The organism is Vibrio sp. YIC-376 (assembly GCF_052353105.1).
Taxonomy (GTDB): Bacteria; Pseudomonadota; Gammaproteobacteria; order Enterobacterales; family Vibrionaceae; genus Vibrio.
In genome coordinates, this window is record NZ_JBBWFK010000002.1 from 220921 (window position 1) to 247185 (window position 26265).

Annotated in this window: 25 protein-coding genes and 1 pseudogene; 4 read left to right on the plus strand and 22 right to left on the minus strand. The window is 45.8% G+C overall.

Annotation, left to right across the window (positions count from 1 at the left end):
- Nucleotides 1–46: 46 nt before the first annotated feature.
- The 3 genes from WJM94_RS05230 (at nt 47) to WJM94_RS05240 (ending at nt 1477) form a co-directional block, all read left to right on the plus strand.
- The gene (locus WJM94_RS05230) at nt 47–487 is read left to right on the plus strand and encodes an Rrf2 family transcriptional regulator (RefSeq protein WP_444493177.1); all 441 of its coding nucleotides are present in this window, start codon (nt 47–49) and stop codon (nt 485–487) included.
- A gap of 101 nt (nt 488–588) precedes the next feature.
- The gene (locus WJM94_RS05235; RefSeq protein ID WP_444493178.1) at nt 589–972 is read left to right on the plus strand and encodes a DUF1360 domain-containing protein; all 384 of its coding nucleotides are present in this window, start codon (nt 589–591) and stop codon (nt 970–972) included.
- 322 nt (nt 973–1294) lie between these two features.
- Nucleotides 1295–1477 carry a hypothetical protein gene (locus WJM94_RS05240; RefSeq protein ID WP_444493179.1) on the plus strand — a complete coding sequence of 61 codons (183 nt, stop codon included), beginning with the start codon at nt 1295–1297 and terminating at the stop codon, nt 1475–1477.
- A gap of 99 nt (nt 1478–1576) precedes the next feature.
- Here the strand turns inward: WJM94_RS05240 and nadE are convergent, their stop codons facing one another.
- Together nadE and WJM94_RS05250 are read right to left on the minus strand one after the other, a co-directional pair.
- Nucleotides 1577–3610, minus strand: a complete 2034-nt coding sequence (gene nadE, locus WJM94_RS05245) for an NAD(+) synthase (RefSeq protein ID WP_444493180.1) — start codon at nt 3608–3610, stop codon at nt 1577–1579.
- A 149-nt stretch (nt 3611–3759) separates the two neighbouring features.
- On the minus strand, nt 3760–4599 hold the full coding sequence (locus WJM94_RS05250) for an aldo/keto reductase (protein WP_444493181.1): 840 nt from the start codon (nt 4597–4599) through the stop codon (nt 3760–3762).
- 481 nt (nt 4600–5080) lie between these two features.
- On the opposite strand from WJM94_RS05250, the gene guaD reads away from it, so the two are divergent.
- On the plus strand, nt 5081–6406 hold the full coding sequence (guaD, locus tag WJM94_RS05255) for a guanine deaminase (RefSeq protein ID WP_444493526.1): 1326 nt from the start codon (nt 5081–5083) through the stop codon (nt 6404–6406).
- A 44-nt stretch (nt 6407–6450) separates the two neighbouring features.
- On the opposite strand, the gene WJM94_RS05260 is transcribed toward guaD, so the two are convergent.
- The 20 genes and pseudogenes from WJM94_RS05260 to WJM94_RS05355 form a co-directional block, all read right to left on the minus strand.
- The gene (locus WJM94_RS05260; RefSeq protein WP_444493182.1) at nt 6451–6726 is read right to left on the minus strand and encodes a putative quinol monooxygenase; all 276 of its coding nucleotides are present in this window, start codon (nt 6724–6726) and stop codon (nt 6451–6453) included.
- Nucleotides 6727–6742: 16 nt separating this feature from the next.
- A complete protein-coding gene (locus WJM94_RS05265; protein ID WP_444493183.1) occupies nt 6743–7249 on the minus strand; it encodes a GNAT family N-acetyltransferase in 507 nt (168 codons plus the stop codon).
- 63 nt (nt 7250–7312) lie between these two features.
- Nucleotides 7313–7543: a cysteine-rich CWC family protein gene (locus WJM94_RS05270; RefSeq protein ID WP_444493184.1), complete on the minus strand. Its 231-nt coding sequence runs from the start codon at nt 7541–7543 to the stop codon at nt 7313–7315.
- Nucleotides 7544–7628: 85 nt separating this feature from the next.
- Nucleotides 7629–8381, minus strand: a complete 753-nt coding sequence (locus tag WJM94_RS05275; protein WP_444493185.1) for an SDR family oxidoreductase — start codon at nt 8379–8381, stop codon at nt 7629–7631.
- 180 nt (nt 8382–8561) lie between these two features.
- Nucleotides 8562–9190, minus strand: a pseudogene (gene catB / locus WJM94_RS05280) (type B chloramphenicol O-acetyltransferase).
- 230 nt (nt 9191–9420) lie between these two features.
- Nucleotides 9421–9900 carry a c-type cytochrome gene (locus WJM94_RS05285; RefSeq protein ID WP_444493186.1) on the minus strand — a complete coding sequence of 160 codons (480 nt, stop codon included), beginning with the start codon at nt 9898–9900 and terminating at the stop codon, nt 9421–9423.
- A 222-nt stretch (nt 9901–10122) separates the two neighbouring features.
- A complete protein-coding gene (locus WJM94_RS05290; protein WP_444493187.1) occupies nt 10123–10602 on the minus strand; it encodes a GNAT family N-acetyltransferase in 480 nt (159 codons plus the stop codon).
- A 159-nt stretch (nt 10603–10761) separates the two neighbouring features.
- A complete protein-coding gene (locus WJM94_RS05295; RefSeq protein ID WP_444493188.1) occupies nt 10762–11238 on the minus strand; it encodes a PaaI family thioesterase in 477 nt (158 codons plus the stop codon).
- Nucleotides 11239–11493: 255 nt separating this feature from the next.
- Nucleotides 11494–12009 (minus strand): cytochrome b/b6 domain-containing protein, encoded by a 516-nt coding sequence (locus tag WJM94_RS05300; protein ID WP_444493189.1) that lies wholly within the window; start codon nt 12007–12009, stop codon nt 11494–11496.
- Nucleotides 12002–12286, minus strand: a complete 285-nt coding sequence (locus tag WJM94_RS05305) for a PepSY domain-containing protein (RefSeq protein WP_444493190.1) — start codon at nt 12284–12286, stop codon at nt 12002–12004. The genes WJM94_RS05300 and WJM94_RS05305 overlap by 8 nt, the downstream gene beginning before the upstream one ends.
- Before the next feature lie 211 nt (nt 12287–12497).
- Complete coding sequence (locus tag WJM94_RS05310) at nt 12498–12899, minus strand: hypothetical protein (RefSeq protein WP_444493191.1); 402 nt, start codon at nt 12897–12899, stop codon at nt 12498–12500.
- A gap of 15 nt (nt 12900–12914) precedes the next feature.
- Nucleotides 12915–16247 (minus strand): DUF6519 domain-containing protein, encoded by a 3333-nt coding sequence (locus WJM94_RS05315; RefSeq protein WP_444493192.1) that lies wholly within the window; start codon nt 16245–16247, stop codon nt 12915–12917.
- A gap of 10 nt (nt 16248–16257) precedes the next feature.
- Nucleotides 16258–18342 (minus strand): hypothetical protein, encoded by a 2085-nt coding sequence (locus tag WJM94_RS05320; protein ID WP_444493193.1) that lies wholly within the window; start codon nt 18340–18342, stop codon nt 16258–16260.
- Nucleotides 18339–21035, minus strand: coding sequence for a hypothetical protein (locus tag WJM94_RS05325; RefSeq protein WP_444493194.1), 2697 nt, complete (start codon nt 21033–21035; stop codon nt 18339–18341). Before WJM94_RS05325 ends, WJM94_RS05320 begins: the two co-directional genes overlap by 4 nt.
- Nucleotide 21036: 1 nt before the next feature.
- A complete protein-coding gene (locus tag WJM94_RS05330; RefSeq protein WP_444493195.1) occupies nt 21037–23517 on the minus strand; it encodes a baseplate J/gp47 family protein in 2481 nt (826 codons plus the stop codon).
- 35 nt (nt 23518–23552) lie between these two features.
- Nucleotides 23553–23918 (minus strand): GPW/gp25 family protein, encoded by a 366-nt coding sequence (locus WJM94_RS05335; protein WP_444493196.1) that lies wholly within the window; start codon nt 23916–23918, stop codon nt 23553–23555.
- Nucleotides 23919–23934: 16 nt separating this feature from the next.
- The gene (locus WJM94_RS05340) at nt 23935–24258 is read right to left on the minus strand and encodes a hypothetical protein (RefSeq protein WP_444493197.1); all 324 of its coding nucleotides are present in this window, start codon (nt 24256–24258) and stop codon (nt 23935–23937) included.
- Between the two features lie 16 nt (nt 24259–24274).
- Entirely contained in the window at nt 24275–24790 is a 516-nt protein-coding gene (locus tag WJM94_RS05345) for a phage baseplate assembly protein V (RefSeq protein ID WP_444493198.1), read from the minus strand.
- The gene (locus WJM94_RS05350; protein WP_444493199.1) at nt 24787–25914 is read right to left on the minus strand and encodes a hypothetical protein; all 1128 of its coding nucleotides are present in this window, start codon (nt 25912–25914) and stop codon (nt 24787–24789) included. Before WJM94_RS05350 ends, WJM94_RS05345 begins: the two co-directional genes overlap by 4 nt.
- Entirely contained in the window at nt 25914–26258 is a 345-nt protein-coding gene (locus tag WJM94_RS05355; protein WP_444493200.1) for a LysM domain-containing protein, read from the minus strand. Before WJM94_RS05355 ends, WJM94_RS05350 begins: the two co-directional genes overlap by 1 nt.
- Nucleotides 26259–26265 lie beyond the last annotated feature (7 nt).

Below are 26265 nucleotides of genomic sequence, written 5' to 3' on the forward strand. Positions count from 1 at the left end.
ATTGCTATGATATCGGACCTTATTTAGCCAGATTTAATATAGTTTTATGAATTTAGACAGTCGGTTATCACGCGTACTTCACATCCTGCTTCACTTGGCACACGAGAAGAAGCCAATGAGTTCACAGCACTTCGCTACCATGCTAGGAACCCAGTCTGCAGTTATTCGTAGAACAATGGCTGGATTAAACAAAGCGGGATACATAACGTCTACAAAGGGTAAGAACGGTGGTTGGTCGATAAGTTGTGAGCTAGAGAAAGTCACATTACTTAATGTTTATCAAGCCATTGGCGAACCAAAAATTTTTTCTATCGGCTTTGATAATGAAAACCCCAATTGCATAGTAGAAAAGTCCGTTAATACCTCTCTAAACGAAGCACTTAAAGAAGCCGAAGCCCTTCTGCTCCAACGATTATCACAAGTAACGCTCGCCTCTTTGAGCAGTGAATTTGCCCGTCAATATACCGAGCATAGAGAAACAAAATAAGCTTATAAGGATCTGATGCCCTTCTTTATTTTGTGGTTGATATACTAACAAATTATAATGTATCTTTTAATGATACATATAAGCTATCGTTAAGGTATCCCATGATTGAGTTATTAAATACACCACAGGCAGAAGCTTTATGGATCTGTTTTGTACTAGCGGTCGCCGCCTCCAGCATCTCCATTACCATCACTCAAACTGAACTATTTATCCCCGTTCAGAACATTGCGAATAAGTGCGGTCATATGATTGGTTACTTGTTCAAATGCTTCTACTGCATGAAGCATTGGGTGGTAATTTTAGGGATGGCTGTCTATCACCCTAGAATCATTATGAGTGATTTCATCGTCATCGATTGGCTTGTTTCGACTTTCTTTACGATAACAGTGAGCAGCTTAATCAGTGGGTTTCTTTTTGACGTTTTTATCAAGGCCATGAATAAAAAGCTCAAGCAAAAAGATGTACAAGAAGCCCTCCAAAAGTAATATCAAATCGGGACCTTTCTATCGCTCGTGCTACATTCTTTAAACTGTTTTACCCAACAGACAGCAGCCGTGCCCGAGAATTAATTCAAATGTTAGACAAAAATAATTAGTATTTAATGAAGCGTGCGACATGAATACCCCAAACTGCAGCCACTTCCCATTATTTAAAATTAGCTAATTTTCAATACGATAACATCCTCTCAATTGATCTGTGAGCTTGTCAAATCCATTTGGTTAAACTTATGTTTCATTTTTAACTAGTGTGCAACCTAAGTAAACGGATTAGTTTATGTAACACGTCAGTAACAACGGAGAGACGACTATGAAAGTACTTATTCAATACACTCAAGCTGGTAAATACAGAGACCAAGCATGGGAAGCACTAACGCTTAAGTCTAAAGGTCAAATCCAGGCCGTTACCCCTGCATGTGCGGCGCAGTTGATTGAACAGAAGAAAGCCAGCTTGGTCACCTCTGATGATAACCAGATCATCTTCTACACTTAGTGACTTTAACTAACGCGCATTGTGCAACGATTCAGTCAGACGACACGTTTGAACTGTACAAAAACAGAAAGCTGTATAGAAACGACAACCGATAGACAACTACTCAGCTGTCTGACATCGATTGATTAGCTTTTCGATGCAGGCAAGCTCTTCTTGGTATCCAGAACTTAGAAGCGGAAAGCGCTTATAGGTTTTAGGATCCAGGCTATTTACTTCGATATGAAAACCAGGAGCCTGACGATCACGTTTCCACTGATTACGGAACAGTAGCCTAAAGAATTTAACGATGTAGCCGGCCATCGTTTTCTTATCTACCGAGTCAAACTCTTCCGTCATGGCATCAAAAATGTCCCTCGGAGGCATACCCGCTTCCAAAGTGAGAAAGACCATACGGTCAAGCACATCAAAGGGCATCAGATCATCTTCGTCACGCTGTTCTTCAGGCCGAAGCTCTGCAGTCGGACGTTGGTTGTTGATATAGGAGAGTGCCGTCAACTTCATGATTTGACCGTCTGAGACGTAAAAACCCTTTTGCTCTAACCACACTAATAGTTTTAGTATTCTGCTTTTGGTGACTCCAGAAACAGGTGCAAGCACACCAGAAGAATCACCATCCATAGTGCAGTATCCGACCGCACCTTCTGACATATTACTGGTTGTGAGTAACAGTTTGTTTTCCAGATTCGCAATAAACCAGATACTTGGTGAGCGTACGCGAGCCTGAATATTTTGAAGCGCGATATCGTGATCCTTCCAATTAAGAGATAGATGAGTTGCTTTTGATATCATGGTCTCGTAGTTCTCAACCACTTCAGAAATATTTAGGTTTATAAATTTGGCCCCATATGATTCGGCGACCTTTTGCGCGGCAACGCTGGTGATAGAACCACTATTGGCACTGGCTTGATACGCCGTGGTCAGCATGTTTGTCATGATAGATGAGGCGGTCTTTGTAACAAGATCGTACTGGTTTTCCGTTAGTACCGCTTTCTGAAATACAATCGTCTGATCTTGAGTCATAAATTTGCCCAGATGATCAGGCAATAAGCACTTGCTACTTTGCTTTGCTTTTGAAACCAGTTCCCATAGTTCGAGGATAACGGATGTATAAACGGCACTGGCGACTAAGGCTGAATCCGCACCACCACTCAGTGAAAGCGCGTAACCGCCAGTATGTGTTTTTTTAAGCCAGTCTCGCAGACCTATCGAAATGGCGCGTAAAGCTTCTTCATGCTCCAGAAACTCGCTCTCTTCCCATGCTTGGTAGAGTGGTTTGATTGGCAATTTGTGTGTTTTGATGGCTTTGCCAAGGTCTACTTTTATTACGGATCCAATATCAAAATCATGCTCTTCATAGTAGCGCTGACTGTTGTTTATTTGCCCAATCCTGCTGCGAGACAAGTTAATATCGGTAGTAATTACTTCGACATCACTCATGTGAAGCCTCTCACCTTTAGCAACTAAACTGCCATCAACAGCGATCATCACCCCCGCATCGTAGATAGCTCGACCCGATTCACAACCACAGAGATTAGAGTAGACATAGCAAGCAGAGTAAACGCGGCTGGATTCTTCTACGAGTCGCTTACGTGTGAGAAATTTACCAATCGCAAAGTGGCTTGCGCTCGGATTCGCAATCACTTCCACTCCCTGATTAAAGAAACGCTCAGAAGTACGATTCGCAACCCAGGCATCTTCACATATCTCAATACCCAGCTTGACGCCGTGAATACTGTACACAAGATTTCCGATCGGTACCGCTGAAACTACCCCATTAAGAAAAACCGTCGCATTTTTGTCTCTGGTCCATGGCGTAAACCACCGCTGCTCATAATGCAGGCCATTTGCCGCTAGGTTACGTTTAAGGGAAATGCCTTGAATGCCTTTACTCGTAAGAAGGACAACCCCGTTATAAATTCGGTTGTTTATCAAGACTGGTAGCCCCACAGTCACCGCCATGCTATCCGGGATGGAGTCAATAAGCTCACATACGCTTTGTAGCGCACGGTTGGCAACATGAGGGCTATGGAAAAAATCCTCGCATCCGTAACCTGAAATGCACAACTCTGGAGTGATAAGTAACTCTGAGCCTGATGCATGGGCGACATGAATCGCTTGCTGAATGTTTTTCATGTTTCCGCTCCAGTCCATAGGAGTCTGGTTTAAAGAGCAAGAGCTAATACGCAGTTTATTCACAATACATCCTTTTGTCAGGTGCTTATCTCAAGTCCATTCGTAAGTATTGGTGAATACAGCGAAAGTCGCAAAACCAGTTAACGGAACTATCGGAGCGCAATCCTTCCCTCATGTTCGTTAGCGGGCGCAGGAAAGGCTGTGTCTAAATCTCGAATGTCTTCATCAGTAAGAACGATTTTTTCTGAATCCAAATTCTCTTTCGTGCGTGCTATAGAACTGGATTTAGGTATAGCGATAACGCCGGTTTGTCGAGTCAGCCAGGCTAACGCGATTTGAGCCGCCGTCGCCTGATGACGCTCAGCGATGTGCTGTAATGCCGGATGATGTACCAAAGCACCCTGGTCAAGCGGACAGCAAGCCATCATCGACATTTTGTGTTTGTCGCAAAATGGTTTCACAGCCCATTCAGATTCACGATGCGACAGGTTATAGAGCACTTGGTTTGTCGCACAAAATCCAACGGTGTCAGCTTTACAGAAATCTTCCAGCTCATCAATATCAAGATTACTCACGCCATAGTCACGGATTTTTCCTTGCATTTTCAACTGATAAAGCGCTTCCAGTGTTTCTGAAAACGGTACTGCACCAGACCAATGAAGTAGATAGAGATCCAAATGATCCGTATTAAGACGGGTCAAACTTCTTTCACAAGCCGCGACAACACCTTCTCTTGAAGCGTTGTGTGGATAGAACTTACTAACCACATACAATCTGTCACGATAACCAGCCATCGCCTCACCAGCAATACGTTCCGCTTCACCTTCGCCATACATCTCCGCACAATCGATCAATTTAGCGCCATATTCAATACCAAACCGTAGAGCATCGATTTCTTGCTTGCGTGTACGAGGATCCTCGCCCATGTACCAGCTTCCCATACCCAGCTGCGGTATTACATTGCCACTGGGCAAAATAAATTCAGCCATCTTCCTTTCCTTTAGCTCGCTTCGTGTTCACGTCACTACCTGATCCAAACTTCCCACAGGCAGCTTCAGTTGGGCACCATATAAAGAAATGTAGGCTCCTTCTCTCGACTCGTAAATACACGATTAGGTAAGAAATATATTAATCTGCGTAAAGGTATTTACATCAAATTCTAGCGCACTACTTCAGGTCAAATATTCGTTTTTTCTCACCAGTTTGGTGAGAACTAAACCCTAAAAACGGTGGATACACATACTCGGTCATTGAGCTATCTCCGAACAAATGCCATTTCAAAGCTGGCATACTTCTGGCAGTAATACTTTGCTTTTAATGGTTTTCGGTTGTTACATACACTACTCTATTGACAAGGACTTACGAAGATAAGTCAAAAACCATGGGTATCAAACATATTCAATGGAGTGACTTATGGGCAACAAATCTATCGTTCTTTCTTTAAAGAATACGGCACAGATTTCTTCTGGTATCACGTCGAAAGCAACGGCTATACGCGCGAGTGTGCTTCATTTTTACAATGACCCGGCCAAGGTCGACTACCTCAAAGAATCTTTTCAATATATTGAAGATGGTCTGTTGGTCATTGAAGATGGCTTTATTAAAGCCGTCGGAGAATTTAGTGATGTAGAAGCAGCAAAATACAGTGACATTGTAGATTACCGGGGAAAACTTATTGTTCCTGGATTTATTGATACGCACATCCACTACCCTCAGACTGAGATGATCGCATCTTATGGCAAACAGTTACTTGAGTGGTTAGAGAACTACACCTTCCCAACAGAAAAACAGTTTGAAGACAAAGCACATGCGAAAGCTGTTTCTCAGTTTTTTATCAATGAGCTATTAAAAAACGGCACCACCAGCGCGTTGGTTTTTGGCACTGTACATCCACAATCCGTGGATGCGCTGTTTGAAGAAGCGCAAGAGAAAAACATGCGCATTATTGCCGGAAAAGTGATGATGGACCGCAACGCGCCGGACTATTTACTCGACACGCCAGAGTCCGCTTACCGGGATAGCAAAGCGCTGATCCAAAAATGGCACAATCACAAACGCCTGCAATATGCTATCACCCCTCGGTTTGCTCCTACTTCATCAAGAGAGCAATTAGCCGCCGCTGGCAAGCTCAAAGCTGAATTTCCTGATGTATACGTGCAAACACATCTTTCTGAAAGTAAGAATGAAGTTGAATGGGTGAAATCTCTTTTTCCTGAACATGAGGATTACTTCAAGGTGTATGAACATTATGGATTGACCGGCAATCGCTCCGTATTCGCCCATGCGATTCATCTTACCGACAGAGAATGGGAGGCTTTTGAGCACTCCAATTCAGTCATCTCATTCTGTCCGACTTCAAACTTGTTTCTTGGCAGTGGACTGTTCAATTTAGAGAAAGCCGAACAGAAGAACGTTCGCGTTGGATTAGGCACCGACGTTGGCGCAGGCACCAGCTTTAGTCAATTACAAACGTTAAATGAGGCCTATAAAGTCATGCAGTTACAAGATAAAAAGCTATCCGCATTCAAAGGCTTATATCTTGCGACACTTGGTGGAGCGAAAGCACTCAGCATCGACGACAAAGTTGGTAACTTTGAAATAGGTAAAGAGGCCGATTTCGTGGTCTTGAACTGGGCCGCAACGGACTTACAAAAACTACGACATCAACATGCGAAGAGTTTAGAAGACAAGCTGTTCGCCTTGATGATTTTAGGCGATGAGAGAAACGTGGACGCCACTTATGTTGATGGCAAGCTGGTGTATTCTGTCAAAACGACTTCTGCAGTTTCGGTATAAGCCAAAACAACTAACGCCGGATTTTTACCAATCCGGCTTCTATTTTACTCAAAAACCTCGTAAAAACGCTCAACGTTTACCGTGACCTTCCCCCAATAGGATGCTTTCACCCTTTTCTGGTGCGCCTCAAATGCAACTTTGTCAGAGAACTCTTCATACACATCAAATCGTAGTGGGTTTTCTGCACTTTCAGTAACGCGAAACACCATACAGCCTGGTTCTTGTAACGTCAGGCGGGTATGGTTTTCTAGCTCCTTCCTTACTGGCTTTAAATCCGATTCAGGAACCAATATATACCCCTTCAATATGACCTTCGACATTCCTAACCTTATGTACTTACAATAACTTAAAGAAATATACAGTGGCTTCTAATTGGCCACTGGAACTACGAGCAAACTGAGGGATCTGCCCTGCTTCTGCGTAGCCAATAGAGCGATATAATGAGGAGGCAATATCACCGAGTCGAGTATCTAATACCAGTAACAACAAACCGATTTCTGAAGCCGTACTTTCCATCAAAGACATTAACTTTTTACTTACGCCACGCCCTCTAGCACTGGTTTTGACCATCAGTTTTTCGACTTCGCCTCGGTGTGAACCATTGGCTTTTGAGCAAAGTGAAAGCTGGACAGCACCAATGACCTCATCGTTGTCGTAAGCTAAAAAGATCTTTCTGGAGCTGGCCTCAAGATCAGACTCTACCGACTGCCAATAGGACTCGACTTCCTGAGCATCTACCGGAGTTAAAAAGCCAACCGAGGCTCCACTTTCAATGCAATTGGTAAGAAGTTCATTCAATTGAACAACCACACCTGAGATTGAATTTACTTCTTTTATTTCCACTTAACTTTCCTTGTTTAGACAAGCATGCTCTGTCCGCCTAACGAACCGATCTGTCAACGTGCATTAACTCTCTTTGTTACTGTCCTGATACTTTAACGCGCATGCCTTGCAAATACATGCTTTTCTTCTTTTTTCTTCAGGGACTTGGGAAAGAAGTCCTTCCGGGAATTTTATAGAAGGGTCATTACACCAACACGATTTAGTGATGTCTTTATCACCTAAATTTACACATGAATTCGCTTGCCCACACAAAGGGCAAGCAAGTGGGTCCGGAGTGACAGATTTGATTTTCAAATGATATCCTTCAATTTTTAACGTCTATATAAACAGAATCAGACTAACAACTAGCAGGGGCACTGACTAAAATATTGAATGTCGGTTACAACCCACCAGCTAAATCTAAATAATTACCTGTAGAAAATGAAGACTTCTCTGAGGCTAACCAATAAATGGCCTCAGCCACTTCTTCAGGCTTCCCTCCTCTTTGCAATGGAATGACACTTTTCAGCCTTTCAATTCGCTCAGGCTCTCCGCCATCCGCATGCATTTCGGTATGAATAAGGCCAGGCCTAACGCAATTGACGCGAATACCCTCAGAGGCAACTTCTAAGGATAAACCTTTCGTTAATGTATCAATCGCGCCTTTTGACGCGGCATAATCGATATATTCGTTCGGTGACCCAGAACGAGATGCTCCGGAAGAAACATTCACAATAACGCCACCAACCCCGCCATGACGCTTAGACATACGCTTGACGGCTTCGCGACAACACAAAAAGTAACTGGTGACATTATTGACGAGTATCGCGTTAATTCTGTCTGCAGTCATTTCCTCTAAACGCATCTGTTTCTTTAAGATACCAGCGTTGTTCACGAGTACGGATAATGGACCTAACTCTCTGTCGACCGTAGCAAACAGTCGAGTGACATCCTCTTCTTGAGACACATCAGCTTGGACAGTAATGCATTTGCCACCATTACGGGTGATCATTTCAGCTAGCTGGGCTGCCGATTCCGAGTTGGACTTATAGTTAATACATACCGCATATCCATTAGTTGCAAAAAGATGCGCAGTCGCAGCGCCAATCCCTCGGCCACCACCAGTAATGATTGCCACTTTTTGTGTATTCATGAATCCATCCTTTTATAAATGATTTTATTGAGTGTTTAGAGTCGCATTAAAGAAAATTTTTGCCTTCCGAAAACAAGAAGAACCACTAGTCACTTTCCTTATTTTTCAATTTCACTCTTAATAGGTATTTCGTAACGATAAAGCGTACAAGCCTACACTTCCATAATTTAAGCTGCGTTTCTATATGCGTATTTCATCGATCCAATACTGATAAAGACCTTCAATATCAGCTGAACACAGCAACTTGATACAACCTTTTAATTGGCTATCTGACCAGTTCCACCACTCCATTTCTAGTAGCATCGCGATTTGCTCAGGAGAGAAGCGATATTTGATATGTTTTGCAGGGATTGACCCAACAACTTCATAGGGTGCGACGTCTTTGGTCACAACTGCGCGGCTGGCAATGATTGCACCATGACCGATGGTAATACCTGACATGATCATTGCTTCCGAGCCTATCCATACGTCATTTCCCACCACGGTATTTCCCGCTCGTTGAAAACCATCCGCCGCATCGGCAAAATATTCCTTGTCTTGGTAGAAAAATGGAAAAGTACTTATCCAGTCGTTTCTGTGTCCCTGATTACCCGCCATCATAAAGACAGCGCCTGAGCCGATGGAACAAAGTTCCCAATAATTAACTTATCAACGTCGTCTCTTTCAGGGTTCAAATAACGTACGCAGTCGTCGAAACTATGACCATGGTAGTAACCCGAATAGTAACTGTGACGTCCAGCGATAATATTCGGGTTAGTAATTTGATCTTTTAAGGGGATGCCAGAAAATGGAGATTCAAAATAGTTCATGTTTATAATTAACACTCAAAATACACGACGCCAGATTAGTGACACACACTTACTGCAAAACTCTGAAATTACATTGATGCAAAAAGCGTATCTGCTTATCTATTGTGTCATTTAGTTTGAGACTAATTAAAACCAAAAATGCCAAACGCTGCAATTCCTCCTAATTTTATTTTTCGAAGGCGACAACATCTGGCACTTTACAATCATCCTATAGTTTAAAAAAATAATGTCTACTTTGGCGGTTGCGGCCATTGAATATACGGCGTTTTCGGCTCTACTTCTGGAGGTACAAATGCAGGGACAGTATTCTCAGCACTACCCAAACTCTTTATGTATTGGTATACCGCACTTAAATCTTCTTCTGTCATTTCATTGAGAATCCACCAAGGCATAGGCGGCCGGGTTTTAATCTCTCTGGCTTTGGCTATCCATTCGACTTCGGACAAATTGCCAATATACTCACGCAAGTTAGAAGGGTAAGTGGTACCCCACGGGCCACGAAAACCAACCTGATCGCCTAATAGCCATTGGGGCTCTGGTGTTGTTCCACCGCTAGGAGCGTAACCTGATGTATGACAATCGTTACAACCACCAATTTTGACGAGATATTTCCCTTTCGCATACTCTTCACTCATATCATTTGAAACAGCTAAAGGTGAGACAATGAGTGTTATCAGTAATAAGGGACAACGTGTTTTTCTAATAAACATAATAAGCATACCTATGCCGTTGCAACAGGCTAATTATAGTTCTATAAATAAAAACACTCTTGCCAGTCAGTGATAATCTTATTGATTATCACCATTGAGACAATTTTCAAAAAGATTCTCGAAGCGTGAAACATACATTGCGATGTTTCCACTAATTGAATCAATAACGAGTTCACATGCGTAATAAAATGCATTTAGTGGCAACTCGTTAATAAATAGCCGTTATGCTTGAGCTAACGAGAGTGACATTTTTACAATAGTCACTTCTCTACCAGAAGGTAACGTATCTTGACCACCTAACCCATCGACTGAAAACCCGAAACTTTCGTACAGCCTACGGGCAGGCAAATTGAAATCGTAAACTTCTAACTTCAGTTCCTTAAATCCGAAACGACGACTATCTTCAATTACCTTCGACAATAGTTTCCGAGCTATGCCTTGCCCGCGAAATAATCGATGAACTTGTGTTCCAACATAGCCTATATGCACACTGACAGGGAAAGCCTCCACTACGCCAACAATCTTATTGTCAGAGATTGCTACATACTGAGGAAACTGGTCACGCTCACTTTTTTCTAGAACTGATTTAATTCGTTCTCTAGAAGGTGGAGGGGTAGCAAAAAATTCACCTTCATCAAACACGCTTTGCCACAGCGACAAAAAACTATCCAAATCCGCTGGAACGATTCGCCTTACTTCCATATATCCTCTTAGAGCCAATGCATCACAAAAAATGCCACGTATTACGAACTGATCCTCGACATTTTTTGTGTTCATTTATCTGGCTTTGTAAAAACTTAATAAGTTCAGAGACTTCATCATGTTTAAAGTGTCCGAACCGTAGAAGTGCAATACCTTTAATCAATCCGCTGAAAACCAGCTATTGGGTACTTTGACCGCTACAACCTGACTTGTACAACAAAGATCGTCACCAGAATACAGTTCACAGCTCAATGTCATCTTGTTGCCGTTAACGCTTTCAATGACGGCTACTAGTTCTAGATTTTGATCAATTCGCACTGGTTTAAGGTAGTTCACTTGTAATTTTCCTGTCGCATACCACACAGGTTCACCAGAGCCTATCTCTTGCTCCTGTAATTGATACCCTTTCGCTATCGCCGTGCAGATACAATGACAATCGATAATCGTAGAAATGATCCCACCGTTTAAGAACTGTGTCGGTCCAGCACAATGATGTGAAGATGGCACAAATGTACAGGCGGATTTATCTTCTTCAATCCAGTGGCTCTTGATTTGTAAGCCGGATGTATTTTGAGGACCACAGCCAAAGCAATGGTTATTTGGTATTAGATCTTGAAAAGCTTTTCCCTGCTTCATAGTTACTCCTGAAAACTAACTCTTGTTAATGATCAAAATGCTGACTAATTTCGCACTCAGCATGGCATCTTCCTTAAAAATGAACAAGTTGAGTCTCTAGAATTAAAAGGCTTATCAAAAAAGTACTTTTGCTAAAGGGGGTTGTAACTAAAAAGATGCAGATGCAAGAGAAAGAAGAAACGCATTCGCCGCGTGTTGATAAATAAATATAGAAAGCAACGTAGTAAAGTTGCTTTCTATATTTAAATTAAATAGTTACTTTCCCTGCTTACTAGGGAGCATATTTCGTAAGTAGGAGCGCCCGGTAATTCGACTCATAATAATGACAGCACCGATGTGGACACATACACAAAAGAAAGTGGTATTGACTGCGGTTTCATGAATGGCTTCAACCCAATCTTCTCCCCAGAAAAGATCAGTTTCCATCATATATCCTGATATTCCAGTGACTATCAGGCCAATCCACATGCACCAAATCATTATTGCACCTGCCGGGTTATGTCCTTGGTGCTCATCCTCCCGAGTCTGATATACCTCTTTTAAGTGTTGAATCGCTTTAGAGACAGAGGGTTGAAAGGAAGAAAGACGTGCCGGTGGTTTAGCAACACATCCCCATAGTAACCTTAAAACAACGGCCCCTACCACGGTATAACCAACCCACTGGTGTAAGTTACTGCCGTCCTCGGTAATGAAATAATTTACCAAGAATAGGCTAGCCACCACCCAGTGGGTGAGCTTAACTACCCGATCCCAGGGAGTTTTCTTAGTCATCGACTTCCTCTTTAACTACACTCATATCAACGGGGTTGTAGTAGATTTCAACACGCTTACCATTTGTGCCATAACCATATAATTCGTAACACCCTGTATTGGTTTGTTTAAACTTCTTCACTTTATATCCTTGTGACTCCACCATTTTCTGAGCCGTGTCGAATGGCATCCAATTATCCTGACTTTCTGTAGTACAGGTTGGATCTCCAGCGTATGCGCCAAAAGAAAGTAGTCCTGCGATCATCATTGTTGAAGTTAAAAGCGTTTTACGTTCCATATGATTATTCCTATTAGTAGTATGTAAGGTTAAAACTCATCACTCACATTAACCCTGCTAACTTAAGAACCGCTTAAGAATCGTCCACTTAAATAAAATTACCTTTTTCGACGTTTATTTGGATACTGCTCCCTTGATAGCATTCAGTTTCTCTCCACCATTAAGCAACAGAGTGAGCACTCAAAAAGATTAAGTCCACGTTATTGCACCGTTACTTTTTCGTCGTCCGCGTTGTTTTAGCTGTTGTGGACACAGTTTTGGTATTAGTCGTTGCTTTCAATGTATCTTTTGCGCTCACTTTCGTGCTTCGCGTGGTTGTTCGATTAGGTTTCACCACCGTGTTCTTTATTTCCTGATCCGGCACCATCTGCTCAAACCGCTCGATTTCAACTAATTGTGTTTTCTCGCGCGCTATCGCTTCATCCATTTTTTTATTAAACGCCGCACGTTGCTGTTCGAGTTCAGATATTCGACTTTCAATCCTGACTTTCTTTGCAGCAGCAGCGGTTTTCGTTGCTAATACCGGGTTCTTCACTTTGTCAGTTTGGCTCGCCTTTTCCATCTCTTTGATGAGCGAAAAATGCTTTTTCAATGTTGTATTTGCGTTTGCCATGATTTCGCTCCTTGATTAAATCTGCGAATTAAAGCCAGATTCTGGTACTGGGAATTCAGGGTGATTGATAACGGCTCCTTCTGTGATATTGCCAATATAAGGGCCAGCCATGCTTTGGAAGTTAAACGATGGAAGAAACCGAGTGCCCGACTTGATTTGATTACCCATCACAACGCCTCTGTTTCCGACCAAGATAACCGTTGCACCAGTTGCAATATCCCTACCGTTACTTCCAAAGTGTTCGACAAAATTATGATTAAAAAACACTCTCTCAAATCTGATTCGAACCAATTCAGTAATGTCGGTAGATAGCAGTTCTACAAGGGTATCTGCGCCCCGACCAAGAAACTTGTTGTTTGAAATTTGAACGGAGTAACCCAATATCCCGGTATTTTTCCCTTGGGTATCTAACAACGGCATCTCCAACAACCCCTGCATCAATAGTGCACGATCTTCTAGAATTCGTTCACGGGTCAGTAAGTCAGAATAAGAAACAAGATTACTTTCAACACGAGCTTCGAGCACATATAGCGCCCGAATCCCAACTGTGGCTTGGCCATTAACCACATCATCTCGACCCACACCCGTGTTAAGCACCTCATTAGACTCGATATGACATTCACCCAAATGGAAAATACTCATGATTGACGAGGCAAACACGCCCTGTGCTGACACGCCGACATAATTCAAGCGGTTTCCAATTACCGCTGCGCGTGCGAGGCAAAACATCAGAACTATCCCACCGAGCGCACAGTGGTTAATTTGGTTGTTGGTGACATCGACTCGTACACATTGAAGACAGCCAATTGCAATGCCGTCATCGCGAATTTGATTGCTACTGATTTGAACGTCTTCACATTGCGTGACCATAATGGCCAGTGTCGCTGCGACAATGATGTTATTTTCGATACTGACCAGCGAGCACCCCTGCACCGACACCGCAAGTTCTTCACCACTGTCACCAGCAATATCATTATTATCGATACGAAGCCCATTGACTCCCTCGGCCAATATGCCTCCACTGCAGCCATGTAACCAGTTTTGCGTCACGCTAATACCACCGGAAAACAATTTATCATCGCCTCCAAGCAAAATTGCAATTTGCGACTGAACCTTTCCTCCGGTTTCAATACGGTTACGCTCGACCAGTGCTCCTACGCCTCTCACCATCACACCAGTGCTCCCTTCTGACATCAGCACAATTTGGTTTTCTGAAACCGTGCCGTAAGAGCAATTGCACTCAACAGCTACCGCATCTTGGTCGACCACAATTCGACTTAAGGTAATGCGGTTACCTTTGACCTCACTGTATGAGGCCGTTGAAAATGCGTCTCCAAATATTTGATTGTTAACCACCACACCTCGAATGAAGCCAATGATGTCGTTCTCTAAGACTCTTACCCTACCGGACACTTCGCAAACTGCTATACCGACGAGTCCGGGAAGTTGCTCGGCATTAAAACGGATCACGTTGTTATTCAACGTTAGATCTTCGCCGCCATTATCTAGCCAAACACCCACTGGAGAACCCACAAATTGACAGTGGCACACACGCACTCTCTGACAATCAAACAACGCCACAGCCGGACTATCGGTTGACGGAACACTTGCATCCAGTGTTTGAACTCGACAATCCTCAATCAGACTATCGCTAACCGTTTTTAGGGAGATAATGCCATCTGAGCCTTTCGTTTCTCCACGACTAAGAATGGAAAACCCTGAGAGATGAATGCCAGAAAGCTGGCTGCCATCTTCTGAACTGACGGTAATTGCCTTTTCATTGCTGAGATTGAGGATTTGCGCACCGTGGCTTTCACCATGCAACGTGATATTGGGATAACGAATACGAAGCGGTCTGTGAATGGTATGGACACCCACTTTTAGGCAAACGCAGCCACCAAATTCAGGAGAAAGACTGTCTAACGCTGTCTGAATATCTTCACCCGGCCGTACGACAACAGTGCAGCAACCCACCGTGCCGATGGGATCCCGGCAGTCCTGCACAATGGGTTCAACAAATTCCCCACCTAAAATATCTAAAACAGCCAGTCGGCAATAGTGGTGATGAAATGCCTGAGGAGGAGCGTTGGTTAAGGTTTCAACTGAGCTGTCCGCGTAGCGGGTGACAAAGCTCCAATTATCACTCACATGATAATCGCCCGTCCCTTGTAAAGAAATCGCCGCTTCAACACCGTCCTCTAACGCAATAAATACGCCTTCCGGAGCCGGGATTAAACCATGACTTCCCGGGGCATCGAGATTAATCACTTCAGCACCATCCGTATCCAATACCACACCTGACTGATCCCAACGTCGTAAAATAGGATGGAGTGATTTATCGGCAACTGTGGAGGCAGGAATCAGCACGATATCATCGGCGCTCAAAGGGTTGGTAAGCACCACGCTATTCGTCGCGTAATTTACGGAAAGTATTTGAACCATGGTACCGGGATTGTCTTCCAATACGCGGACATCATCAGTAATCTCCGCCCAATCACCTGCGCTAAATCTCAGGTAATCATCTTTGGCAACTTGTTCCAGAGTGATGGTGTTACTCGCTGGCTGAGAAAGAATGCGCCCAGCGAAAGAGCCATTAACCCGAGACCATTTAAGCAACGCAACGCCATCTTCATTAACATCATGAACCGCAACCATGTAAGTGCGGTTTTCCAGGCCACGATAACCACCTTCTGGTGGCAGCAGACAAGGATCATCAACGGCGGAGGCGGGATTGGCACGAGTGGATAAACGAGAAGAGGATGGCTGAATAAACGCTGCCCAGTCATCAATATCTTCATCTTCAGTACTACAGGTTACGCCATCATCTACCGAAAAGAGTTTCACCTGCCAAACGGTTTGCAAGCGTGCACTGGTATCGACACCCACCGCCGGATCGATTAAATCAGGGTCTTCAAGGAAAGTGACCGGACGCTTCCATACATCCAGAAAGACCAGATAACGGCCGTCATCCAGATCCAGAGGTTCCATAATTGGCAGGTAGGGCTGCGATTGAAAAGGTACAGGCTCATTACTGCGCATCTCTTCCAACGGAAAATAAAATTCATCTTCGCCGTAACCAAAGTTCTCTGCAAGCAATCCATCGACATAATAACGCCCCGGGTGGATAAGCAACTCTCCGCCAGTAACCTCAATGCGAAAGCTGTCTGGCAGATGCGCTGGATAGCCACAAAAGCCAGCCAGGTCGATGGTTTCAGCACGAAAGCGCCTATCTACAATCTCCGCGCCCTCATTGAGCGGTGTATCCAACACCACCCTTCCTTGCATTGACACCAGTCCGGAGTAGTTATGACGTGGGTCAAACGTTTTTCCTGAAATATCTACAGCCATGAGTCCCTCCTCAGGTCACATAGATCAAGCCTGCATCGAGGCCAATAGGTAAAAATTCATTAAGACGAAACAGCAAAGCATCATGCCGCTGTGGGTAATAAAGATGATGATAAACGCCCATCTCTCCACCACTGTCGGCACCGCGGCGTAATTCTACCGGCGCAGAGAGTAGCAGTTGACCATAGGCAGGGTCGTTATATCGGGTAGATGTAAAGGCTGCTACGACACGTGCTCTAACCCCACGAGTGATGTTAGCGCGTTCAGTATCCGTCAGAGCCGGATTTCTCGATTCGGCAGCTTCTATTGCCTTAGCAGCTGCAAACTGTGGTTGGCATCTGTGTTGGCGAGGAACCCTTGAATTAGGCGGTATGTAAGAGAAACGGACACACCCGGTTTGTCGTTGCAATGCCCACACTGGTGCCGTCCAGGGATCAGTTTCGACCAGTGCAGCATCTACAATACAGTTCGAGATGAGTGGAAACGATCGTGCTCCAACTTTACCGATCACCGTCGATTCACAAAGTGTCAGTACGCCACCATGACCGTCTCCACCCAGTGATGAAAAGGCGATGTTAGTGTTTGATGTCGCATCAACAATACTGTCTTTAATAGTGACTGAAGCACCTTCTACGGTACGAATCGCACCAACGATTGAACGCTCAATTTCTACGGTAACATTAGCGATTTCGACAACCAGCGAAGGCAACTCAGTAAAGAGTGGCTCACCATCCATGCTCACAGAGTGTCCCGGGACCAATGTGATATTCCGCAAAACTAAACGGCGCAGTGCATTATCTCCGGTATCCTGAATCACAAGACGCCCACCGGTAATGACCAAGCCATCTAAAATAATTTCAGACTCAGCGCCACCTTCCAGAGTCATATCATTGCCGCCGAGCTGAACAAACCCGCGATGACCATCTTTAGCGCGTAATGACAATGTTCGATCTGCAGCTACGCTTACAGATAACGCCTCATTAAACACATGGGACACTGCAATTTCTGCTACGCCACCATCGGTAATCAAATCGAGCGCAGTCTGAATACTTTCTCCTCCACGAACTACCTCTGGAGGGCGTTCAGAAACAATAAACCCTTCACCACGCGAATAAGCACCCCCACCAATATCCGCACTCGCCCCATAGTGATACGTTACTTCAACAGATTCTGGCTCTGGCATGGATGCCGGAAGCGATAATCGGCCAAGCTCCGGGTCAACCGATATTAAGTTAACGGGAGAATGTGCCCAATCCGCACCATCATCGCTTAGATTACAGATTTGTAATTGATCAGCGGTTTTCAAAATCCCATCAATCACCAAAGTAAAGGCATGTGGATAGAAAGCTGGTAAGCAATCACCTGCGATATTGCTTCGTTTCAACGCAACGGGCAAGTTTTCTTCACGAGCAAGATGATTGATATCCGGCTCTGGTACTGGCTGATTAAACAGCTTGGTGTTACAACCTAACGGATTAAAGAGAAATCGCCGCTCAGCAACCCTGTGAGCAGGCACAATCGGCTGACGATAATGGCCTAGCCTCCAAAGGAATAAACCTACGTGATGAAAATGGTGCCGCCCTTCACTCTGGCTAATCCTGCCTACCGACGTTGTATAGCTCGCTGAATCAAAAGCAGAACCAATCGCATCGCACTTGCGGCTGTTTCTTAAATCCAAAGTGTAATGATTTGGGAGATGGATTGCCGCCATATGCTCAGGCCGTGCCAAAAGCTTGAAAAACTCCACCACTCTCGCAGGCCAGCGCGTGGTATCCGTTGCCATTTGCTCCAGCGCCAACGCAACCCCGCGTTTTCTCGCGAGTCGGATTTGATTGGCTGCCGCTGCGCGTTGACTGACACCAGGTATTTCAGCGCCATATCGATAACCGACCAACTCTCCCAGATAAGGTGCGGCCCATTCATCACAGGTTTCGATGAACTGATTATCGTAAAGACGGTCGATGTCATATTTTACGATGTTCGCCTGCTCAGCCAGAATCTCCATCAACGCTTTAAGTGGAAACCCCTGATCTTCGTCTCGACGACGATAGACTTCTGGCAACAGGTTGTACAAAGATTCAGGTGACAAACTACTCATAAGCAGGCCTCCAGAAAATCAAGTCCACTAGGGTGCAAGCTTAGGATTGACGCACCAACGATTTCACCATCCACTATTTCGGCCATAGGTGCCGCAATCCCTTCATATCGCGTTGGCGAACTGCCCGTATAGAGTCGTTCGATGACGACAGCGTCTATGCCTTCAACATCATGAAGCAATGCAATGACTTCACTGGCAAAAACAGGCTGGCCAAAGTCCCTGGCCTCGAAGGAAAACGACTCAAAAATGACCATTTCAGCTCGGTTGAGCACGTCGTCTTCCAGATAATCAGGATTCACTTTGACTTTGACCCCAAGACGAAAATAGGTTTGTCGAAAACTTCGCAGCACAAATCGTGAGAAAGGATTACCCGCATCCATCAATGCCTGCGTTAATGCATTATGAAGATCACCGCCTTCGGATACCTGAGCTCCCGCTTCCGCCGCTACCGTCACGACCACATGGTGCCCACCACTAACATGAAGCCATTGTGATGTCGCTTTAGCGATTCCTCCGTAAGCACGCGAGAAATCGGCATAATCCGTTAGTGAAACAACACGTCCTAACGTTCTGCAAGAAAGCGGTGCACTGACGCGGATATCATCCATACCTTCCGGATCGGCACCGCCTTCTGCATCCAATGGGTTATTTACTCCCTGAACACCCAATGGTTGCGACATTAACAGGTTGAGTTGACCAGCTTTCACCCTGCCTTCCAGTCCCAATGTCTTGCGATAACTGGCTCGGATGTTTTGTTGTCCTTTACCCGGTATCGCGCCTAAAGTCCCATCTCCAAATGCTACATGACTGTATCCGTTCTCATCGACGCGCATGGTGTAGACGCGATCGGTCGGTGAGGCATCAAGAAAATGGGGCACTTGTTTCCAGAGGACCTTATTGACACGAATTTCCATTGTTGGCTTCACTCCGGTTTCGGTCGCAGCAGGCACGAAGGTTTGAGGAGCCTGTTTAGATTTAAAGGCTAAGTGTGGTGTCGCGTTACCGTCACCAAGTACTTCAGCCACCGACTCTCCCTGTGAGGCATCTGCAACGTTGGCATAAATACGAAGACTTTGCGGGAAATAAGGGGCACCTATCGATTCGGAGAATGTCAGAGTCGTGCCGCCATTTTCGGCGAAACTGTGACTCACCGATTGAACGATTCTCGTCGCGACAACAGGCTCAGTACCTGCGTTTTCGGCTTCCCCCTTGAGTATCATTTTCCGGCCTTCTTCTAACCCCGGATACCAGCCATTTAATTCAATCGAAATACTCTCCTCGTCCATCGCCTCCGTAATGGGTGGATCAGCGATGTCCATCCACTCACTGGCACCAAATACCACAGTGCCTCTGATGGAGAGTTCGTCAAAATGAGCATCGCTGTTTAATGTCAGACGTGTACTTTTCCCCGTGACAGAGAAGAACGAGACAGACGTTTCGTTTGTATCAGTCACACTGTAACGCGACCACTTATTACCATCCCGAAGTACAACCACGCTCTCCTTACCGATGTCGGTGACCGGGCGTTCTAAGAAAACATGATGTGACGCGCTATCGTCCATTACGTCCAGCGTGCCACCCGCCCATTCATCCTCCTCTAAATCCGCATAAGGTCCGCTAGCAACATCTTCGACGACAACATCATCACCAGATTTTTTGTAAACAGGAAATGTGCCTGTTAATGAGTAATGCAAACTCGCCAAAGGGGGGGCTGCATGACCGAAAATTGCTGCTTTGGCACGAAACAGTTGTACTTGTCGCGTTGTTTTGGTGGATTCAATTAGCGGAGAAAAGAAAGCCTTTTCTTTAAAGGACTCCTGCTTTAGTACTCCCGCCAGCTCTTTGGCATCAACAGTTTTCCCTTTATAGTTCGCTATCTTATCTGCCAGAGATCGAGCGGTTCCTCCTGACAGGTCTGAATGAGAAGTGGCAAGCGGTTCAGACGATACTGGAGATATATCTATCCAGGTAAGGTCTTTTGAATCAGGATCTTTGGCTATGTTTGCGAGCACAGGAGTGACAGAATTAATAGTCGCGAATACTTGCTCGCCATCATCCGACACAAAATAAACCGCATCGCCAGTTTTCAGATTAAGGTTAGTGCCGGGCAGCGGAATCTTTTTGGTTGTCTCGGTTAACGGATGTGGTGCAGTCAATTTGGGACGAATCGCATTCCATGCTGCACGAGTGGTTAGCTCGCTCAACGTCTCGTAAATCACCGGCTTCTCGTCCTGGGCGGGAGTACTTTGCACTTTAGTACCCGCTGGAACAATAATTTCTTCCGGAATACCCTCTCCTGCAGCGATCGTAAATGCTAGATTTGTGGTGGCGGCAGCGCCAGGGTGAGGAACATAATTCGTCAGCATGGCTAATTCATAGAGAGAGCCGGTTTCCATCGCCGTGTTGACATAAGCTTCATTCAGCCACATTTCATTGTAGAACGTCAGTACATCGCAACTGGCGGCCCATGCATCTATAAGCGCTAGAGTAAAATCGCTCGACTCACGTGTAGTCAGTGTTCCTAGGGCGCCATATCTAGCTGAGGATAAGCGCGCGACCATACTGAGATAAAAGTCGTTGTATTCACCGATTCGATAATTAACGTGTGATAACCCTGCCGTGTTGTCAGGTGCTCTAGGGGTTCGTACTTCAATACCATTACAGGCTCCACAATGGGATTCGTGATCTGACATATCAACGCCCTCCATCCATGTCGAGTAGGAACACACCATGACCAGGGTGGCTGAAATCATTGTCGATTCGGGCAATTTCTGTGCGACCGAATTTCAGTTTTCTATCGGCAAGGCCACTGGTACGTGGATCACCAAATCTTCTGAATCGTATGATTTTCGCCGCAACGACACCCTCTACGTGTTGTGCAGCAGCGATCCATGGCGACAAATGTAATGTCTCCCCTGCGCGGAACCGATCGGGATGCAGCAAACCTAAAGAGCCATCGAGTAGACGACTAGGAGAGAAAAGTTTGATCAGTTGCTGCCATACGTAAGATTTAGAGGCATTTGGCGCGACACAAACATGTAAAGTCACTTCCAAAGGCACATAAACAGGTGACGACACCTCAATATCATGCGCTGCAAGCCGGAACTTTTCATAATGATCTCGAAGTGTGGAACGCAGGGCTTGAGGAACGTCCACTCTCTCTTCCGGATCCGGTAAAGCAAAAGTGGTCACCCAACTCCCTGTGTGGATGTACGCACAACTGACATCCTGAATACCTGCGACGCGTCGTCCCAGTGTCTGATAGTCTTCACGTGTAACGGCGCGTTCCTGATTCTTGAAGATAAACGGGGCACGTTTGCGGATTTCCGCATTCGTTTCAGGATTTCGGCCGCCTTCTCCCGGAGTAATATTTCGTACTTCTGCCACTTCCGGTATAGGTAAAGCGAGATGATAGAGTTTGTCGGCACCGATATTTCCAGCCTCCCCAATACCCACGCGGTAGGTCGCAAGAAATTGGGTTTCTGGCAGCGGACGGTGGCCAAATACGTTGTCACCAAAACGGAGATAAACCCGACCATCACGCTCAATTTCCGTAGTAAAGACGAAAGCGGAATCATCGCTTGCCAATAAGTCCCTCACAACCTGATAAGGACGTTCTTCACCGGCTTCATCAGCGTTGAGTGAAATATTGGCAACCGCTTCGTTTGGGCTCGGTGTCCGTAAAAGTACGGATGCGGGAGCACCAGCTTGATAGGCCGGAGAAAAGGTAAGAGGCAGGATGGCGAGCGAAGGTCGATAGCGAGGAGTGATCGATTCGGCCTGATTTTGTTCACAGTGTTGTTGCTCACAACTGGCGCTTTTTGAAGTCTCAGATTGCATGCCACGTCCCGGAGCCCAACTGAGAGTTGGCAGTGGTACATCGGGCAAGCGTTCGTCGGTAATTGTCTGACCATGATCCACCAGCACCAAATTGCCACGCGCGACAGAAACAGGTTCGATATAACGTCGCCCTTCTTCGATCGAAGTCTCTGATGAGATGCAGAGTGGAAATTTCAACGCGTCTGTACTGTGCCAAAAAATTTCTGTGATCGGCGCTTCTGTTACAGGATCAATCAGAAGTTCGTCATCAACATCAAACGCCTGAACCTTTGTGAGTAACACCACCTGACGATGCGATAACTGGCGGTCGGCTTGATTGCCACTTCTTGCCCCAATCACCTCCTCTAGCGCTAGGTACATCCCTGCCGTTAAATCAGGGTAGTGCCCATCCAAAGTCGCGCTCACTGCTCCTTTTGCCAGATAACAACGCGCGTTGCTCCAGGTGTAGAACTTCATTTCGTTGTGCAGCCTATAGAGCGCAGGAACGTCAAAACAGGTCTCATAAACTGCGCCACTTTTGGCTAATACAAACTCGTTTCGAACAAACGTTCTCGGCAGCTCACTGAGTTGAGTGCAGACAGCACTTCCCTCTGGGATAACTGCGCTCGCTGGTGCAACTGGCAACACATCCGCCGTCACCGCAAAATGGCAAAAGCAGCGTGCATTACAGCCTTCATCGACGGTGTAATCAACCAACCGTGTCATTCGCTTGAGGGAGATACGTGATCGCGCTTTATTCAGGTACGCTTCCGTCGTTGCAGTATCCTGATAATAAGCAAGTTGATCAGCGGTATAGGCAAGCACTTCGATTATCGCTGTAGAGAGATCTGCCGGATGTCCCGTCGCTGCCTCTTTAGCCGTCACGGATAGTCTGTCTAACATCATGCGGCGAAATGATTGGAAATCACGCGCGGTATAGTCAATTTCAGAATCAAGAGCTTCAGGTTCCGGGCAATCACAACGACTCTGACAGTCCAACTGCGTAGGACACTCAACCTTGAACGAGAAGGTAACGGAAGCCAGTGCAGGATCAATTTCTGGTGGCGGCAAAGGGTTCAACGAACTGGTGACAATATTAATGGTATAAGGAGAAAAGTCTCCAGGATCTTCAACTTCAATGACCAAAACATTGGTTTGTGCATCAAATCCCATCGTAACGTTGACCACTTTAATCGCAGTCGCCCCTTCGATTCGGATGTTATCAACCTGGTAAACAAATACGCCTGGGTCGTTGACCAGATGAAGATGCAGAAAGCGCTGGCGATCTGCTTCCACTGCCGCTTCTTTATCAATGACTTCGACAAAATCGATACCATTGAAGTCAGAATTGCGCACAGCCTCACGCCGCCGTTGGTCGCAGCAGAAATAAATCATATTGACACCTCACGTTCAAACGTTGCCTGCTGCTCTTCCCCTGTCGGCAGCACCAAGTAAGCAACATCAATAAACAGGGCACCATTTTCGAATCGCACATTCACTTCCGTCAGTTCAATGTCATCCTGCATCCAGGTTTGAAGGGAAGTCGCAATTAAACTGCGTGTATTTTCGATCACTGAATCACTGACGCCAGTAAACAACAGCCGATTTAACCCACATCCGAATGTAGGCACCATCACGCGCTCGCCCGGCTCTGTAAAAAGGAGTTGTTCGATGCGGTCACGAACAAGATCAAACCGCGTCGTTGTTGCCGTTTTGCCACGTGTATCAATTCGATAAGGAAAATCTGGATAAGCCATACCCTTTCACTCCTTTTCAGGTCGCCAGAACACGAGCTTGAACTACTGATGTAAACATCGGCGTGCCTGTCGGTGCGCAGATCGACTGCCCAACTTGCAGCGCAAAAGGCTGACCTTGCGACAGTACTCGCATTGACCCTGTGAGCCACTGACCAGTTAGGCAAGGACCATTACCAGCAGTCGGTGGTGGCATCGAACAACCAGCTATTACATAAGGTGCTGTCTGCAGCACTGTCGGCTGACCAGACACCATCACCCTAGGGTTTGGTATTGTCGGTGTGGCCTGCCCTCCATGAGCACAGGTGACGGTCGCGCCAACGTGAACAATCGCTCCTGGCATATCTGCTCCTCACCAATCAGGTTATGGTCAGCGCACCATTATTGATATCTACGGTTGGCCCAACCATTGATATCTGCGCCCCTCTGCCGTTGTTAATGAAAATACCCGCATCGGTAACCGACAGCGTCGCGCCAGTCCCGGTTTGCAACGTAATCCCGCCCATACCCATAGGTCCACCAACATCGCAAATGACAATTCCGTTCATTGCCAAGGTTTGCAATGTAATGGCGGAAATTGGCGGAACAGCCGTTCTCGCCAACGTCGGTACATCGGTTGGAGCACCAGCAAAACAACCCGTCCAAATTGGATAATCGACATCTCCCTGCTCAAACTCAATCCATACGCCTGATCCAATGGGTGGTACAGTAAACATCCCCGAGTTAACGCCGAGAACTGGCAAACAAGGCATACACCAGCTACCGGGTATCATTCCGGACACACTGGGAACGGTCGCCTGGATTCGACCTTGCTGCATAGGATCAACATTGTTCACGACCGTTCCCCTAAATTTCCCGTACAATGGCTGCGTCATGCGGACACCTTGCTAACAGTCGATAACAGACCGTCCCTACTGAGTTGAAAATTCTGTTTCAGCTCACCCTCTTTGAAGGTGGTGGTTACTGACTCAACATAATGAACACCATTGAACGCCGGACTGGCACCTCGCACATACACCAATCGTCTCGCTTTCAGTAACGAGCCGTACGACAAGACGTCAAGTGAGCCTGTCATTTTCAAAGCACGGACTGCCGAGCGTGCCGCTTTGGCCATACCAATCATTGCCGCTTGTACCGGAGAATATTTCGCCGTCTCATAAATATTTTGCGTATTCAGCGTGATCGGTCGGATTATCCCTAACGGCGGATTAAGCGGGTTTACATCTGGAACCGGAATCGTGATTGGTAGTTTGGTTTGCGGGTTCTGAATAGTAATCAGAGGGATAAACGCGCCTTGCGAGTTATAAGTTCCCGTCAGAGAAGTCACATTACGGCTGGCATCTAAATCATCATTCAACGGTTTTTGCACGTTTCCGAAACGCACATCTGGCCCCCAATAAGCCACAGAAGATCCCACGGTATCGGTCGGTTCGATATAGAACACGTACCCCACTTTTTCTGCGAGCGACTGAATGTAAGCCAAGTCTTTCCCCTGCTGTGTCGGTATGCGATCTGTTGGGATTGGCACATCAATCAACACTGAAGGTATCACTTTAGGAATGATCCCTAAAAAGGCATATTTTGCTAACACCAGATTTACTCTCACAAAATCCGGCATTGCGGGGTAGCGCATAAAGCTGAAGTCGATGTAATCAAGTACCTTACTGAGGTCTTCACCCGTTATGGTCATACGCGATACACCGGGTGAGTCGCCCGGACTGACGCTGTGCTCCGTAATAACGCCATCAATCAGCACATTCTTTTTGCCGTTCATTTCAACCGCTATCACTGTACGCACCAAGGGAATCGGATTATTGCTCGCCAACATAAACAGAGTATGTAAAGGCGAGTTATTGTCGATTTCGAACACCAACTGAAATCCCGAAGCATCTGTCGTGCTTGACCGTACCTCACAGGACACGAAAGCGTTGATCACAGCCTTTTTCACCGGTATCGGTGCAACAGGGCCAATGTAAAGACTCATAACAATCTCAGACATCAGCTCTCCTCATCGCCTGTTGAAAGCGAGATTTTACGACCGGGTGCCGCAACTAAATTGCCGGGATAAGCCTCAAGGTTTGCATCGGCAATACGCCACCACTGTGAAGGATCGGCATAATATGCAGCACCGAGTAAATCAAGACGATCGCCTTCTCTCACCAGTAACATAGGAACGGTACCTTCCACTGCTGGTTGAGGCAAAAAACGTCGACTGACGAAAACACGTTCAACTCCGTTACTGTCTTTCATCACTTTCAGCGGCGAACCCGCATAGCGACTATTCGACGGAAAATCAGCCGTTTCATCCGTATTGCCGAGAAGATATTGCGTTAAGTCTGTCATCGTTAAT